Consider the following 15247-nt stretch of genomic DNA (forward strand, 5'->3'; position numbering starts at 1 on the left):
GTTCGGCCTGGCCGTGGTTCCTGATGCCGGCATGACCGGTGTCGCGGTCGATTGCGACCGGACCTCGCAGGTGAGGACGCCGCCCGGCTTGCGGCCACGCTCCGGACCATCGGGCGCAACATGTGGGCGCTTCACCCAAGCAAGTGAGCTGAAGCCCGGCCATTGATCGGCAGGCGCCGCCATGCTCCGCCTGCCGTTTGCTGTCAGGGATCAGACGATCTCGCGATGCGGCGAGGGCAGGGGGAGCGAAGGCTGGCCGGCAGTGTCATCCGCCTCGACCCGCAGCTCCGCCTTTGCGGCCTCTGCGCTCCCAAGCTTCGGCTGGGCGGGCAGCTGCAGGACCGTGGCCCGCTGACCCAACGCCAGACTGGTGAGATGGACGATGAGCCCGTCAGGGAATTCCAGCGCATCGTGGTGGGCATAGGGCTGGTCCATGTTGACCTGCCGGAAACGGGCCACGCGCGCTGCGATCTTGCGCGAGGGCAACAGGCCCAGCGCGCGGTTCACGCCGACATCCTTCTCGAAGGCGAGTTCCGCGCCGGGAGGGATGCAGACGACCACGTCAGGACGCCCTTCGGCCGCAAAGCCGCGAGTGCCGGACATGGGGAACGGTGTGGTCACGAGCTTGTCGCCGACCTGAGCCGGAGTGGATGCAACATGGTGCAGGCTGTAGTCACACATGGTTCAATCTCCTGCCATTGCGAACGGCCGGGATGACCGTCCCTGGAAGGTTTCATTAACCAGAAGAGCGTGGCGAAGCTGGGGCGTGCGCCATCTGCCGGCGGCTCCGCGCTCACGATTCCGAGATGGTCGTCGGATCGGCCCCTGCGCCGGTTGAAGCGGCGCGCGGCGCGCCCGAGCTTGCGCGCCCATGCGGGGCGTCGCGCCGATGTCGGGCTGCCGCGCGGGCTTGCCAAGCCCGCCAGCGCGCCCTCACGCCACGGAATTGCCCTCCACGCGGACGCCGGCGGCGCGGCTGTCCGGCGCGCGGGTCAGGTCGCCGGTGACGGGCTTGCCATATTCGGTGCCCACCACTGCGCCGCGCGCGGCCCCCGCGATGACGTTGTTGGCGATCACCACGTTGCGCTCCTTTGGCACGAGGCTGACCCCGATGCCGACCGGGCAGGTGCGGATCATGTTGCCGGTGGCGAGCAGGTTGCGCATTCCCCAGCTCCATCCGAGCGAGATGCCCACATCGGATGCGTCCTCGATCACGTTGCCGGTGACGGAGGCCTCGGCCTCGACATGGATGCCCGAGCCGCCGATCAGCTCCTTGCCCTTGGGCGCCAGGCCGCGGCGCGCCTTGCGGATCAGGTTGTTGGCGCAAATGGCGAGGCGCCCGCCATGATCGAGATTGGTGATGTTGAAGCCCTGCGCGACATCCTCGGCGATGTTGTTGGCCATCACCGTGCCCTCGAAGGCGAACTCGGAATAGTAGGCGACCTCGCCGCAGCGCAGCCCGTTATTGCCCAGCATCTGCACGGCCGAGCCGGAATTGTTGCGGATGAAGGTCAGCGCGCAGTCACGGAAGGTGTTGCCCTCGACGATGATGCCGCCCGCCCGGAACAGCAGCACGCCGTTGCCGTTCGGCCCGTCGCCGCCGGCATCGCTGCGCACCCGCGTGATGCGGTTGCCCGAGATGCGCGAATTGTCGTCGCCCACGGCGCTGCGCCACAGGCCGATGCCGTTGTTGCCGATGTCCTCAAGGCTGTTGCGCTCGATGGCGAGGCCGCGCGAATCGAGGCTGAACACGCCGAAATCGGCGGCGCTGGCGAACCGGCAGCGCTCGATCCGGCCTGCGGAGCGCACGAGGCTGATGCCGTTGGCGCCGGCTTTGCGCATCTCGCAATCGCTGATGTCGATCTCGGCCACATCCTCGGCCACGAACAGGCCGGCGCGGCTCGGCGCCCGCAGCTCCATGCCGTCCAGCGTCAGGCCCTGCAGCGCCGCGCGACGAGTGCGCCGCGCCAGCAGGATGGGCCCTGGATTGACCGCAGCCAGCACCGTGGCGCCCGGCACGCCGACGACGCGCATCCCCTCGGGAATGACGACATTGGAAATGCGGTAGCGCCCCGGCGGCAGCAGCAAGGGGGCGTTGCGTCGCGCAGCCTCGACCAGCGCTTCCTGCAGGCGGCGCGACTGGTCGTCCGGGGAGCCCGGCCGGAGACCAAGATAGGTGGCGTCGAGCCCGATCCCGCCGAGCCCGGCGCCGCCGGGATTGGCAGGCCGCGGTCCCGCCGGCTGAATCCCGGCCGTCTGGGCCCATGCCGCGGCCGGGGCCGCCATTGTCCCGATCAGGGCCGTCCGTATGAGTTCGCGCCGCGTCAGCATGTAACGCACTCCTGTTGCGGAGGCGAAGGCTCAAGCTTCATGCCAGCGGCACATGTCCCGTTACGGCACGCCGCGACTCGCGCGCCATCTGGCGGGCCATGGCGGCGAGCGCTGCGGCAAGTCGCTCCGGCGCGGGCTTCCAGCGCGCGGCGCGGGATTTCGGGACGCAGCCGGCCGGGGGCCGGGTCCATGGCACATGCACAAACAGCACGCGGCGCCTCGCCGCCCCCGGCGAGGGGTCAGCCAGCGCCGCCGCATAGACCGCGTTGCACAGATAGCGCCCCGCGCTCGGCGAGAGCCGGGCCTTCAGCCCGCCTGCGCGCAGCTGCGCCAGCGCCGGCTCCAGCGCGGCCTTCGCCTTGAGCGGCAACGCCGGTAGCCGCTTGGCCGCGCCCTCGGGGATTGCTCCCGCGCGCCCGTCAGCATCCGGGTGAAGCGGGCTGTCGAGCAGCCGCGCATGGCGCTCGACGCGGACCTGGCGCGCGCGCGAGGCAAGGCCGAGCAACAGGATGGCGTGAGGCTCGTGCCGGCTGATCAGCCCTGCGAGCTCGGCGCGGGCCGAGGCGTAGCGCACAGTGAGTTCGCCGCCTGCCACGATCAGACCCGGCGCGCGGCGCAGCCGCCTCACAACCAGGCGCATAAGGCTGGCCGTCGGGTTCTTCATCACGCCCGGAAAGGGCCCGAAGCCCGTCACCAGCAGGCGCGTTGCGCCAGCGTCGGCTCCGCTAGGCGCTTGTATGGCCGGGCTTGTCATGGCACGACCTTAGCGACGAGGTTGCAAGGGCGGAAGTGCGACGGATGCGGATGGCGATGAACTCGCATTGGCGCGAATTGGCCATGGCCGTGCTTGCGCTCGGCCTTGCAGGCTGCGCTTCGCGACCGCCGGCTGCGCTTGCGCCTGTCGCCGGCATTCCCGCAGAAGCCAGCGTGATCGATCTGCTGGTCAGCACGACGCGGCGGCCCATCGACAATCCTGGCCTGATGTTCAGCGGCGACCGCACCCTGACCCCGCGCTTCGCCAGGCTGGCGATCAGCATTCCCCCCGGCCACAAGCCCGGCGACATCGCCTGGTCGCAGACCATCCCGCCCGACCCGCGCAGCGCCTTCGCCGCCGCGAGCGCGAGCTATCTCGACAAGGAGCGCTTCGTCGCCACGCTGCGCCAGCGCGTGCGCCAGACGCGCCGGTCCCATGTGCTGGTCTTCGTCCACGGCTACAACACCCGCTTCGACGAGGCCGCGTTCCGGTTCGCCCAGATCGTGCATGATTCCGGCGCGGCCGTGACGCCCGTGCTGTTCAGCTGGTCATCCTGGGGCACGCTTTCGGCCTATCCTTATGACCGCACCAGCGCCTCGGTCTCGCGCGACGGGCTGGAGAGCCTGCTCGCCATGCTGGCGGCGGACCCCGCCGTCTCGGAGGTGTCGGTTCTGGCCCATTCCATGGGTGGCTGGCTGGCCATGGAATCGCTGCGCCAGATGGGCATCCGCAATGGGCGCGTCCATCCCAAGATCAGCAACCTGATGCTCGCCGCCCCGGACATCGATGTGGATGTGGCGCTCGAACAGGGCCGCAGCTTCGGGCCGTCCCCGCCGCGCATCTCGCTCTTCATCTCGCGCGATGACGAGGCCTTGCGGGTCTCGCGCCTGATCTGGGGCAGCCGCGAGCGGCTCGGCTCGATCGATCCCAATCAGGAGCCCTACCGCACCAATCTGGCCCGAAACGGCGTCGACGTCGTCGATCTCACCACCGTCGAGACGGCCGACGCCACCGGGCACGGCAAGTTTGCCCAGAGCCCGGCCGTGGTGCGTTCCATTGGCATGCGGCTGGCCACCGGCCAGAGGCTCGAGAGCGGCGGCGTCAATGCGGTGGAGGGCGCTGGCCTCCTCACCCAGGGCACGCTGAACGCGGTGGGGCAGGTCATCACCTTGCCGCTCAGGATAGGCCAGCCGGCCGAGCCCGTCGCCGGTTCGTCCATCGGCGCGCCCTGAAGGGCCGGCCAGATCGAGCGCGCCTCAAATCCGCCTTGCTGCTCGGGCTCTAACCCCTCCTTAATCCCGCCCTGCGCTTTTCCCGCGCAGACTGATTTTTCTGACTGGTCTTCAAAATGTTGCTGCCGACCATCCTGCCGCGCCCGCTTCGCTTTCTGCTGCTGATGGGCCTGGGCCTTGGCCTGTCCGGCTGCCTGTTCAACGAGCGTGGGCTCAACTCGCCCTTCGTGGTCGCGCGCGAGGGGCTCACGCCGATTCAGGAAGAACCGGTGGTGCTCGTGGCCACGACGCGCCGCGCCGCGCCGGGGATGCGCAGCCCCTATTTCACCGCCGATCGCGGCCCCGGCCTCAGCTTCGCCGAGGCGCGGCTCAACCCGCCCGACCGCAGCATCACCGGCTCCATCACCGCCGCCGTCGCATCGCCCTGGACGGTGAATGCGCTGGCCGGCGTCAGCAGTTCCGGCGCCGCCGGCGCGCTGTCGCAATCGGCCAACGGCAAGGACGTGCTGATCTATGTCCACGGCTTCAACGAGACCTTCGAAACAGCGGTCGCCAGCGCGGCGCAGCTCTCGGACGCAATCGCCTGGAGCGGCCGCACAGCCCTGTTCACCTGGCCCTCGGGGGGCCGGCTGATCGCCTATCAGTATGACCGCGAAAGCGCGATGTGGTCGCGCGACGGCTTCGAGGAGGCGCTGAAGGCGCTGGCCAGCAATCCCACAATCGGGCGCGTGCACATCGTGGCGCACTCCATGGGCACGCTTCTGACGCTGGAGACCTTGCGCCAGCTGCGCAGCGAGGCGGGAGAGGCGGTGATGAACCGCGTCGGCGCCATTGTGCTGGCCTCGCCCGACATCGACATAGACCAGTTCGAGCAGACGGTGCGCAAGCTTGGGCCTGCCGCGAACCGCATCACGGTGATCTCGGCCACCAACGACCGGGCTCTGGCCGTGTCCTCGCGCCTTGCAGGCGGCATCGCCCGCGCCGGATCGGCGGAGCGCGAACGGCTTGATGCGCTCGGCGTGCGTGTCGCCGATGCCTCGAGCTTCGGCGGCAACCTGCAGATCATCCGTCATGACCTGTTCCTGAGCGATCATGAGGTCCGCCAGGTCATCGGCCGGGCCATCGAGCGCGCGCGCTGAGGCCGGACGGCCGCCGCTTTCAGTCGATGTCGATGGCGCCGAACAACCGAACCTTGCGCTTGAGGCCGAACATGGCGTGCTCGCTTCGCCTGAGCAGCGTCAGCAGCACGTCAAGCTCATCGACATCCACATCGCGGATGTATTCCTCGATGCCCTTGTCCAGGATGGGCTGGAGCGTGAACCGGCCTGGCTGCCCGAGGCCCTGTTCCACCCTTGAGGCCTGACAGTCGGTGGCCTGCCGCCCCTCTTGCGGCGTTCGGGCCGCTGCTCGCCTTGATCGTTCCGAGTGGCCATTCCGCGCTCCTCGCCTTGGCTGACGAGGGCCGGAACGCAAGTAGGCCAGTGGCGCTCCGGCGCCGAGGATCATTCCGCCTTGAAGAAACCCATCCGGCGCAGCACCTGCATCAGCACATGGCGGCCGGACAGGCTCTCGGGGCCCGCAACCCGCCGCGCGGAATGCACTGTCCAGGGCGTCGTCGTTCCGGCGCGTTCGCGGGCGTTGAACGCGGCCATGGCCTCGTTGTAGCGGGCGATGGCCGCATCCTGCCGTTCAAGCTCGTAGCGTTCGCGGTGCAGCACTGCCTCCTGCGGCAGCCGGGGCTTCACTGAGCCTTCGCGGCCCTCGGCGAGAAGGCCGACGCACAGGCCGAACACCACCGCCGCGAAGGAAGGCAGGCCAAGCAGCGCCGCAGCCTCCTCGGGCCGGTTGCGCATGGCGCCGATATACACCGTGGACAGGCCGAGGCTTTCGGCCGCCACGCAGGCATTCTGCGCCGCCAGCGCCGCATCGATGGCCGCGACGAGGAACATCTCGAACGTGTCGTTGCCGGCATGGGGCAGGCCGGCCGAATCGGCCACCCGGTTGAGCCGCGCCAGATCGGCGAGGAACAGCAGGAAGACCGGGCATTCCTCGATGTGCTTCTGCCCGCCGGCAAGCGCGGCGAGGCGCGCCTTCGTGTCTGGATTCTCGACGGCGACCACGCTCCAGGTCTGGAGGTTGGAGGAGGTCGCTGCCGACTGCGCCGCCGCCACGATGGCCTCAAGCGCGCCCTCGGGCAGCGGATCGGGCCTGTAGGCGCGCACCGAGCGATGGTTCAGCATCAGTTCGATGGCGGGGCTGATGAGAGGCCGCGCAGGGGCATCGTCGGCGCCGTAGCGCTGGGAGAAGGGCGTTGAGGTCATGTCGTCCTGTGAGGCCAGTCAGGTGCCAGCGGGCGGGTCATTCCGCCGCGCTGCGCTGGGCATAGCCCAGCCGTGCGTTGAGTTCATCGAGCAGTTGGGCCGCCGCTTCCGGGATCACCGTGCCGGGTGGGAAGATGGCCGATGCGCCGGCCTCGCGCAGCGCCTCGAAATCCTGCGGCGGGATCACGCCGCCGACCACGATCATGATGTCGGGCCGGCCCGCCTTCTCGAGCGCGGCCTTGAGCGCCGGCACGAGCGTCAGATGGCCGGCGGCGAGCGAGGACACGCCGATGATGTGGACATCGCCCTCCGCCGCCTGCCGCGCCGCTTCCTCCGGAGTGGCGAAGAGCGGGCCGATCTCGACATCGAAGCCCAGATCCGCGAAGGCGGAGGAGATCACCTTCTGACCCCGGTCATGCCCATCCTGCCCCATCTTCGCGACGAGGATGCGGGGCCGCCGGCCGTCATTCTCCTCGAAGGCCTGGGTCATGCCCTGCACGCGTATGACCGCGAAGGAGCCCGCGCCCGCCTCGCGCTTGTACACGCCCTTGATCGATTTGATCTCGGCCCTGTGGCGGCCGAAAACCTGCTCCATGGCGAGGCTGATCTCGCCCACGGTCGCGCCGGCGCGGGCCGCGTCGATCGACAACGCGAGCAAGTTGCCCATGCCGCGAGCCCCTTCGCTCAGCGCGCCCAGCGCCGCCTCGCAGGCTGCGGCGTCGCGGCTGGCGCGCAGCCTCTGGAGCTTGCCGATCTGCTCGGCCCGGACGGTGGCGTTGTCCACCTTGAGCACGTCGATCGTGGCTTCGCTGTCGGGCTTGAACACGTTCACGCCGATGATCTTCTGCACGCCCTCGTCGATGCGCGCCTGGGTGCGGGCCGCCGCCTCCTCGATGCGCAGCTTGGGGATGCCCTTCTCGATGGCCTTGGCCATGCCGCCCAGCGCCTCGACCTCGGCGATGTGGCCGAGCGCCCGCTGCGCCAGATCGGCAGTGAGCCGCTCCACGTAATGGGAGCCGCCCCACGGGTCGATCATGCGCGTGGTGCCGCTTTCCTGCTGGAGCATGATCTGGGTGTTGCGCGCGATCCGGGCCGAGAAATCGGTCGGCAGCGCCAGCGCCTCGTCGAGGCTGTTGGTGTGCAGCGATTGCGTCCCGCCTTGCGTCGCCGCCATGGCCTCGACCATGGTGCGGGTGACGTTGTTGAACACGTCCTGCGCGGTCAGCGACCAGCCCGAGGTCTGGCAATGGGTGCGCAGCGGCAGTGACTTGTGGCTTCGCGCGCCGAAATCCTTCACCAGCCTGGCCCAGATCAGGCGTGCGGCCCTGAGCTTGGCCACCTCCATGAAGAAGTTGGCGCCCACCGCCCAGAAGAAGGAGAGGCGCGGCGCGAAGGCATCGATGTCGAGCCCGGCCGCGATGCCGGCGCGGATGTATTCGGCGCCGTCCGCCAGCGTGTAGGCGAGTTCGAGGTCCTGCGTCGCCCCGGCCTCCTGCATGTGGTAGCCGGAGATCGAGATCGAGTTGAACTTCGGCATGTGCGCCGAGGTATGCGCGAAGATGTCGCCGATGATCCGCATCGAGGCGGCAGGCGGGTAGATGTAGGTGTTGCGGACCATGAACTCCTTGAGGATGTCGTTCTGGATGGTCCCGGCGAGCTTCGCCTGCGGCACGCCCTGTTCCTCTGCGGCGACGATGTAGAGCGCCAGAACGGGCAGCACGGCCCCGTTCATCGTCATCGACACGCTCATCTGGTCGAGCGGGATGCCGGCGAAGAGCTCGCGCATGTCGAGGATGGAATCGATCGCCACCCCGGCCATCCCGACATCGCCCCCCACGCGCGGATGATCGGAATCATAGCCGCGATGCGTGGCGAGGTCGAAGGCCACCGACAGGCCCTTCTGCCCCGCCGCGAGATTGCGCCGGTAGAAGGCGTTGGAATCCCTTGCGGTGGAGAAACCGGCATATTGCCGGATCGTCCAGGGCTGGTTGACATACATGGTGGGGTAGGGGCCGCGCACGAAGGGTGGCAGCCCCGGCCAGGTGTCGAGGAAATCGAGCCCGGCGAGATCGCCTTCGCCATGCACGGTCCTGACTGCGATGCCCTCCGGCGTGAGCCAGGGCCCGGACTCGGCGGGAGCGGCGTGGTCCGCGTGAGCGGGCGGCAGGTCCGCCCAGGGCGGAAGCGCGGCGAAATCAGGCAGCGATGACATCGAGCGCCTCCTTCAGGGCGGCAATCATATCACACCCGGCGAAGATGAAACCTGTCATGCCGGCTGCCCTGAGCGCCGCCTCGCGCTCGCCCGGCCTGCCGGCCAGCCAGATGCCGTGCGCTCCGCTGGCCGCCAGCGCCATCGCGGCATCGACCGCCTCGGCGTCATAGGCTCCATCGGGGCCGCACAGGCAGGCCAGTCTGGCTCCGCTGGCCTTGAAGGCGTCGGTGAGCGCGACGAGATCGGTCGCGCCGTCCGCCCCGGCGAAGCTGTCGGGCTGGATGGCGCCGATGCCGCCCGCCGCGAAGACCCCGCCTGCGAAGCCGATGCGCGGCGCGGCGGCCTGCGCAGGCCCGAGCATGGCCAGAAACACTGTGGCGGCCTTGCCCTCGGTGACGAGCGCCGCGGCCCGGTCTCGGCATTGCTCGAACGGCTCTGCGAGGCGCAGCGAGGGCAGGGCGGACGCACAGACCGAGCCGCCCTTGGGCGCGGCCGAAACGGCGGGCTTGAGGTCCAGCGCCGTCCTGGCCTTTTCGGTGAGGTCGGGGAAGGCGCTCGTGCCGGTCAGCGCCGCCTTGCCGGTGGCGATGTCGCGCTCGCGCCGCGCCCGGACAGCCGCGATGGCCTGCTGGAGGCGCCCGCCCGTCAACGAGGCCACCAGCCCGCCCTCGCTCTCGATCTGCTGGAAGGCGGCCCAGCCGCGCTCGCACAGCGCATCGGTCAGGGCCTCGATGCTGCCGGCGCCTGCTGCGGGGTCGGCCACGCGCCACAGATGGCTTTCCTCTGCCAGCACATGCTGTGTGTTGCGCGCCACGCGCCGCGCGAAATCGTCGCCAGGGCCCAGTGCGGCGGTGTGGGGCAGCGCCCCGATGCTGTCAGCCCCGCCCACCGCCGCCGCGAACACCGCAGTGGCGTTGCGCAGCATGTTCACCGGCGTGTCGGCCTTCGTCATCATGCGCCAGGCCGTCTCGGCATGGATGCGGATCGGCGCGGGCGCGAGCCCGCAGGCCGCCTGCACGCGCGCCATCAGCCGGCGCAGGGCGCGCAGCTTGGCGATGCCGATGAACTGGTCCTGGTCCACCGCCAGCGTGAAGCCCACCATGCGCTCGGCCTCGGCCAGCGCCACGCCCCGATCCGTCAGCGCCCGCATGTAGGCCGTGGCGCAGGCCAGCGCCCAGCCCAGCTCCTGACCTTCCGAGCCGCCGGCCTCGTGGACCATGCGCGCATCGCAGCCAAGAAAAGGCCCCTTGAAGCCGAGCTTGCCGAACTCGCTCACGATGTCGGCGAGACGTTGGCCCACATCGGCCCAGGGCGCAAGCAGCACGCCGCTATGCGCCAGAAGCCCGATCGGATCGATGTTGAAGCTGACATCCAGCGCCGCCGGGTCGAGTTTGCGGCGCGCCGCCACCTCCGCGAAGATCCGCGCGGTGATGCGCGCCTGCGGCGCGGGCTCAAGCCGGATCGCGACGAGATCGAGGCTCACCCCTTCCAGCGCGGCATCGAGCGTGCGCGCATCCGTGGTCTTGAGGCCGAAGCCGCGCGCCGAGGGCGCATGATGAAAGATCAGGCTGAGCATGTCCGCCCCGCCTTCGAGGTCGGCGAGGGCCTGCCGCGCGGCGTCCTCCTCCTCCGGGTGCTCGACGCGCGCGGCGATGCGCCAGCGCTGCCCGGCCCGGGCCTTGAGGATCGGCGTCGCCCCCGTCTTGCGCGGCTGGAGCGGCGCGATGACGATGCCGTCGGCGGTGCGGCTGAACATCGCCCTGTCGAAATCGGCGCCCTTGAGCGCCTTGTCGACGGCGGCGCGCCACTGCGCCTCGCCGGCGGGCTCGAACGGATTGAGAGCGGATGAGTTGGCCATGGACGGAGCCTTCGCACGCAAAGCTATGGCGCCGGCGCTGACCCGGCGTTCAGGGAACGCGCCGTTCAGGCCCGGCGCGTGCTGTCATGCCATGGGGGCGCTCTCCCGCAAATCCCCCCTTCGGCCAAGCCCCGCCGTGGCGGCCTCAAACTCAGACGAACTGGCCAAGGCCCGGAATCGCGCCCACGATGGCGCCCATGGCGTCCTCGCCGGCCTTTTCGCGGCCGAAGGCGAACATGGTCCTGGAGACGCTCTGCACCTGGCCCATGGAGAGGCCTGCGCCCATCAGCGATGCGCCGAGGCCCATCACGCCGCCGCCGCCCGGCATCATGCCGGCGAGCCCGCCCATCATGCCGCCCTTGCCGGCATTGGCCATGGCGTCCTCCGCGCCCGGAAGCTGGGCGATGAGCTCATTGACCTCGGCGGGAGGGCCTTCCTTCCTGAGGAAGTTCAGGATCATGCCGATGGCCTTGGTGGCCATGGCGGCGTCGATGCCGGCTGCTGCGGTCACGCGCGCGATGAGTTCGTCCATGGTGGCTATCCTTGCCCTGTGGCCTCGGCAGGCACGCCGCCCGCCTCGTTGGAAGGCTTTGTCGCCTCCGACGGGCGCGAAATCAAGGCGCAATGCTTCAGTATGGCTGGTGGCGCCACCAGCGCCCACTTCCGCAGGGCGATGCAATACAATACACCTGCGTCCGCATCCACCCCCGTTGACGAGACTTGAGCCCCATGGCCGACAAGCTGACGATCCCCGATGGCACTTTCCTGGTCGGCAAGAGCCACAAGCCCGAACTGCTCACGCTCAAGCTCGCCAACCGCCACGGGCTGGTGACGGGCGCAACCGGCACGGGCAAGACCGTGACGCTGCAGGTGATGGCCGAAGGCTTCGCCCGCGCCGGGGTTCCTGTCTTCGCGGCCGACATCAAGGGCGACCTCAGCGGCATCGGCGCGCCGGGCGACGCCAAGCCGCCCTTCGTCAAGCGCGCGGACGAGCTTGGCGTGCCCTACGAGCCCGACATGTTCTCGACCGTGTTCTGGGATCTGTTCGGCGAGCAGGGCCACCCGATCCGCGCCACCATATCCGAGATGGGCCCGCTGCTGCTGGCCCGCCTGCTCGACCTCAACGACACGCAGGAGGGCGTGCTCAACATCGCCTTCCGCATCGCCGACGAGCAGGGCCTGCTGCTCATCGACCTGAAGGACCTGCGCGCCATCCTGACCCACATCGCCGAGAACGCGGCCCAGCTCACCGTGCAGTATGGCAATGTCTCGGCCCAGACCGTGGGCACCATCCAGCGCCAGCTGCTCGTGCTCGAGAACCAGAAGGGCCACTTCTTCTTCGGCGAGCCGGCGCTCGACATCCATGACCTGATGCGCACCGACCGCGACGGGCGCGGCATCGTCAACATCCTCGCCGCCGACAAGCTGATGGCGAACCCCAGGCTCTACGCCACCTTCCTGCTCTGGCTGCTCTCGGAGCTGTTCGAGGAGCTGCCCGAAGTTGGCGATCTCGACAAGCCCAAGCTCGTCTTCTTCTTCGACGAGGCGCACCTGCTCTTCAACGGCGCGCCCAAGGTGCTGCTCGAAGCGGTCGAGACGGTGGTGCGGCTCATCCGTTCCAAGGGCGTGGGCGTCTATTTCGTCACGCAGAACCCGCTCGACATCCCCGACACGGTGCTGGCCCAGCTCGGCAACCGCGTGCAGCACGCCCTGCGCGCCTTCACCCCGCGCGACCAGAAGGCGGTGAAGGCGGCGGCCGAAACCTTCCGCCAGAACCCCAAGTTCAAGACCGAGGAGGCCATCACCCAGCTGGCCGTGGGCGAAGCCCTGATCTCGCTGCTCGAAGGGCGCGGCGTGCCTTCAATCGTGGAGCGCGCGCTGATCGCCCCGCCCATGGCCCAGGTCGGCCCCGTGACGCCGGCCGTCCGCGCCCAGGCCATGGCGGCCTCCGGCCTGCGCGGCAAGTATGACCAGCCCATCGACGGCGAGAGCGCCTACGAGGTGCTGATGAAGCGGAAGGGGCTCGACCCCGCCAACCCCAACGCGCCCGCCCAGCAGGCCGGCGCAGGGGGCATTGGCGGCATGCTGGAAGGCATCTTCGGCGGCGGCGCGGCCAAGCCCGGCGCCAAGGGCCGCTCCACCCCGTCCATGGCCGAGAAGATCGCCACCAGCGCCGCCCGCTCGGTGGCCTCCTCGGTCGGCCGCCAGATCGGAACCGCCATCATCCGCGGCGTTCTGGGCAGCATCCTGGGCGGCCGCCGCTGAGGGCAGGGCGGGGAGGGAGGCGGCCATCAGCATGGCGCGCCTTCAGGACTTCATGACGCGCTCCAACGATCCCGCCGCGCTCCCCCCTCGCCGGCGTCATGCCCACTTTGCCGTTTCCCGGCCGGCGCGCGCCTGTCACAGTAGCTTCTCCTGAATCATCCCCGGTGCTCCCATGTCCGCTCTCCAGCCTGTCCTTGCCCGTCTCGATGCCGACCGTGAGGGCGCGCTCGCGCGGCTCATGGAGTGGCTGCGCATCCCGTCCATCTCGACCGACAGCGCCTACAAGGCCGACAGCGCCCGTGCGGCGGACTGGCTGGTGCGGGATCTGGCGGAGCTTGGCTTCAAGGCGTCGGCCCGGCCGACGCCGGGCCATCCCATCGTGCTCGGACACCGCCCCAGGAAGGGCGCGCCCCATGTGCTGTTCTATGGCCACTATGACGTGCAGCCGGTTGATCCGCTGAGCCTGTGGCATGCGCCGCCCTTCGAGCCGCGCATCGCCGAGATCGAGCCTGGCCGCCACGTCATCACCGGGCGCGGCGCCTGCGACGACAAGGGGCAGGTGATGACCTTCATCGAAGCCTGCCGCGCCTGGCTGGCGGAGACGGGCGATCTGCCGGTGGGCGTCACCATCCTGGTGGAGGGCGAGGAGGAATCGGGCTCGCTGAACCTGCCCGCCTTCATCGAGGCCAACCAGCAGGAGCTCGCCGCCGATGTGGCGCTGGTCTGCGACACCGGCATGTGGGACCGCCACACCCCTGCCATCACGGCCGCCCTGCGCGGGCTGGTCTACATGGAGGTCAAGATCACGGCCGCCGACCGCGACCTGCATTCGGGCCTGTTCGGCGGCGCGGCCGCGAACCCGATCCGCGTGCTGACCAAGGTGCTGGCCGGGCTGCACGACGACAATGGCAAGGTCACGCTGCCGGGCTTCTATGACGGGGTCCATGAGCTGCCGGCGCAGATCAAGGCCGCCTGGGCGGGGCTTGGCCTCACGCCTGAGGATTTCCTGGGGCAGGTCGGCCTGCGCGTGCCGGCCGGCGAGCGCGACCGGCTGCTGATCGAGATGATCCAGTCGCGGCCCACATGCGATGTCAACGGCATCTGGGGCGGATATCAGGGCGAGGGCACCAAGACGGTGATCGCCTCCGAAGCCTGCGCCAAGGTGTCCTTCCGCCTGGTCGGCGATCAGGACCCGGAAGCCATCATCGAGGCCTTCGAGGCCTATGTGCGCGCCCGCATCCCGGCCGATTGCCGTGCCGACTTCATCCGCTACAAGGGCTCGCGCGCCATCAGCCTCGATTGGGACATGCCGGCGCTGGCCAAGGCCGAGAAGGCCCTGACCGAGGAATGGGGCCGCCCCGCCGCGATCATCGGCTCGGGCGGATCGATCCCGGTGGTGGGCGATTTCAAGCGCACGCTCGGCATCGACACGCTCCTCGTCGGCTTCGGCCTCGACGACGACCGCGTGCACTCGCCCAACGAGAAGTACGACCTCTCCTCCTTCCAGAAGGGCGCGCGCAGCTGGGCGCGCATCCTCGCCGCGCTCGGAGCGCCAAGGCCATGATCAAGTCTGTCTGCGTCTTCTGCGGCTCCAGCATCGGGGCGAAGGACAGCTATGCCGAGGGCGCCCGCGCGCTGGGCCGCGAGATCGCGCGGCGCGGCCTCACCCTCGTCTATGGCGGCGGCTCGGTGGGGCTGATGGGCGTCATCGCCGATGCCGCGCTCGAGGCTGGCGGGGCGGTCCATGGCGTCATTCCCGCATCTCTCGAGGCCAAGGAGGTCGGCCACCGCGGCCTCACGCGCAAGGACGTCGTCAACTCCATGCACGAGCGCAAGGCGAAGATGGCCGAACTCGCCGACGCCTTCATCGCCATGCCGGGGGGTATCGGCACCTATGAGGAGATCTTCGAGATCTGGACCTGGGCCCAGCTCGGCATCCACCACAAGCCGCTCGGCTTTTATGATGTCGACGGATTTTATGCCGAGATGCTGCATTTCCTGGACAAGGCCACCAGCGAGGGATTCGTGCGCGAGCAGCACCGCCACATGGCGCTGATGGACACGCGCCCCGGCGCATTGCTCGACAAGCTGGCGGCCTTCGTGCCCACCGCCACGCCGAAATGGATGGAGCAGGCCCAGAGCTGACCGATTGCTGATGACGGCTTTCACGAGCCGCGCTCCAGCCTCCCACCCGCCTCGCCGGAGCAGAACCGCCGGGGCGAGGGCTAACCCGGCAACAGCAGCGTCGTGTCGTCCTGCCTCGCGCCCGCGACT

Annotated in this window: 12 protein-coding genes and 1 pseudogene; 5 read left to right on the forward strand and 8 right to left on the reverse strand. The window is 69.5% G+C overall.

Features of this window, described 5'->3' with window-relative positions; genetic code table 11:
• Positions 1-273 precede the first annotated feature (273 nt).
• From HEQ16_07785 to HEQ16_07795, 3 genes and pseudogenes are all read right to left on the reverse strand, one after another.
• Positions 274-681, reverse strand: a pseudogene (locus HEQ16_07785) (hypothetical protein).
• A 252-nt stretch (positions 682-933) separates the two neighbouring features.
• Positions 934-2331 (reverse strand): TIGR03808 family TAT-translocated repetitive protein, encoded by a 1398-nt coding sequence (locus HEQ16_07790; GenBank protein MCO4053942.1) that lies wholly within the window; start codon positions 2329-2331, stop codon positions 934-936.
• Between the two features lie 37 nt (positions 2332-2368).
• A complete protein-coding gene (locus tag HEQ16_07795; protein MCO4053943.1) occupies positions 2369-3085 on the reverse strand; it encodes a peptidase C15 in 717 nt (238 codons plus the stop codon).
• Positions 3086-3141: 56 nt separating this feature from the next.
• Here HEQ16_07795 and HEQ16_07800 point away from each other — a divergent pair, with 56 nt between their 5' ends.
• Together HEQ16_07800 and HEQ16_07805 are read left to right on the forward strand one after the other, a co-directional pair.
• Positions 3142-4317, forward strand: a complete 1176-nt coding sequence (locus tag HEQ16_07800; GenBank protein ID MCO4053944.1) for an alpha/beta hydrolase — start codon at positions 3142-3144, stop codon at positions 4315-4317.
• A gap of 116 nt (positions 4318-4433) precedes the next feature.
• Positions 4434-5456, forward strand: coding sequence for an alpha/beta hydrolase (locus HEQ16_07805; protein ID MCO4053945.1), 1023 nt, complete (start codon positions 4434-4436; stop codon positions 5454-5456).
• 19 nt (positions 5457-5475) lie between these two features.
• On the opposite strand, the gene HEQ16_07810 is transcribed toward HEQ16_07805, so the two are convergent.
• From HEQ16_07810 to HEQ16_07830, 5 genes are all read right to left on the reverse strand, one after another.
• Positions 5476-5667: a hypothetical protein gene (locus tag HEQ16_07810; GenBank protein MCO4053946.1), complete on the reverse strand. Its 192-nt coding sequence runs from the start codon at positions 5665-5667 to the stop codon at positions 5476-5478.
• A gap of 152 nt (positions 5668-5819) precedes the next feature.
• Positions 5820-6638 (reverse strand): NADPH-dependent oxidoreductase, encoded by an 819-nt coding sequence (locus tag HEQ16_07815; GenBank protein MCO4053947.1) that lies wholly within the window; start codon positions 6636-6638, stop codon positions 5820-5822.
• Between the two features lie 37 nt (positions 6639-6675).
• Positions 6676-8850, reverse strand: a complete 2175-nt coding sequence (gene scpA, locus HEQ16_07820; GenBank protein MCO4053948.1) for a methylmalonyl-CoA mutase — start codon at positions 8848-8850, stop codon at positions 6676-6678.
• Positions 8834-10708 carry a methylmalonyl-CoA mutase gene (locus tag HEQ16_07825; protein MCO4053949.1) on the reverse strand — a complete coding sequence of 625 codons (1875 nt, stop codon included), beginning with the start codon at positions 10706-10708 and terminating at the stop codon, positions 8834-8836. The genes scpA and HEQ16_07825 overlap by 17 nt, the downstream gene beginning before the upstream one ends.
• A gap of 151 nt (positions 10709-10859) precedes the next feature.
• Positions 10860-11240 (reverse strand): DUF2267 domain-containing protein, encoded by a 381-nt coding sequence (locus tag HEQ16_07830; protein MCO4053950.1) that lies wholly within the window; start codon positions 11238-11240, stop codon positions 10860-10862.
• A 197-nt stretch (positions 11241-11437) separates the two neighbouring features.
• Between HEQ16_07830 and HEQ16_07835 the strand changes: the two genes are divergently transcribed.
• From HEQ16_07835 to HEQ16_07845, 3 genes are all read left to right on the forward strand, one after another.
• Complete coding sequence (locus tag HEQ16_07835; GenBank protein MCO4053951.1) at positions 11438-12973, forward strand: DUF853 family protein; 1536 nt, start codon at positions 11438-11440, stop codon at positions 12971-12973.
• Positions 12974-13145: 172 nt separating this feature from the next.
• Positions 13146-14537 carry a dipeptidase gene (locus tag HEQ16_07840; protein MCO4053952.1) on the forward strand — a complete coding sequence of 464 codons (1392 nt, stop codon included), beginning with the start codon at positions 13146-13148 and terminating at the stop codon, positions 14535-14537.
• Positions 14534-15118, forward strand: a complete 585-nt coding sequence (locus tag HEQ16_07845; protein ID MCO4053953.1) for a TIGR00730 family Rossman fold protein — start codon at positions 14534-14536, stop codon at positions 15116-15118. Before HEQ16_07840 ends, HEQ16_07845 begins: the two co-directional genes overlap by 4 nt.
• Positions 15119-15247: the final 129 nt, after the last annotated feature.

It is taken from the genome of Bosea sp. (in: a-proteobacteria) (assembly GCA_023910605.1).
GTDB lineage: Bacteria > Pseudomonadota > Alphaproteobacteria > Rhizobiales > Beijerinckiaceae > Allobosea.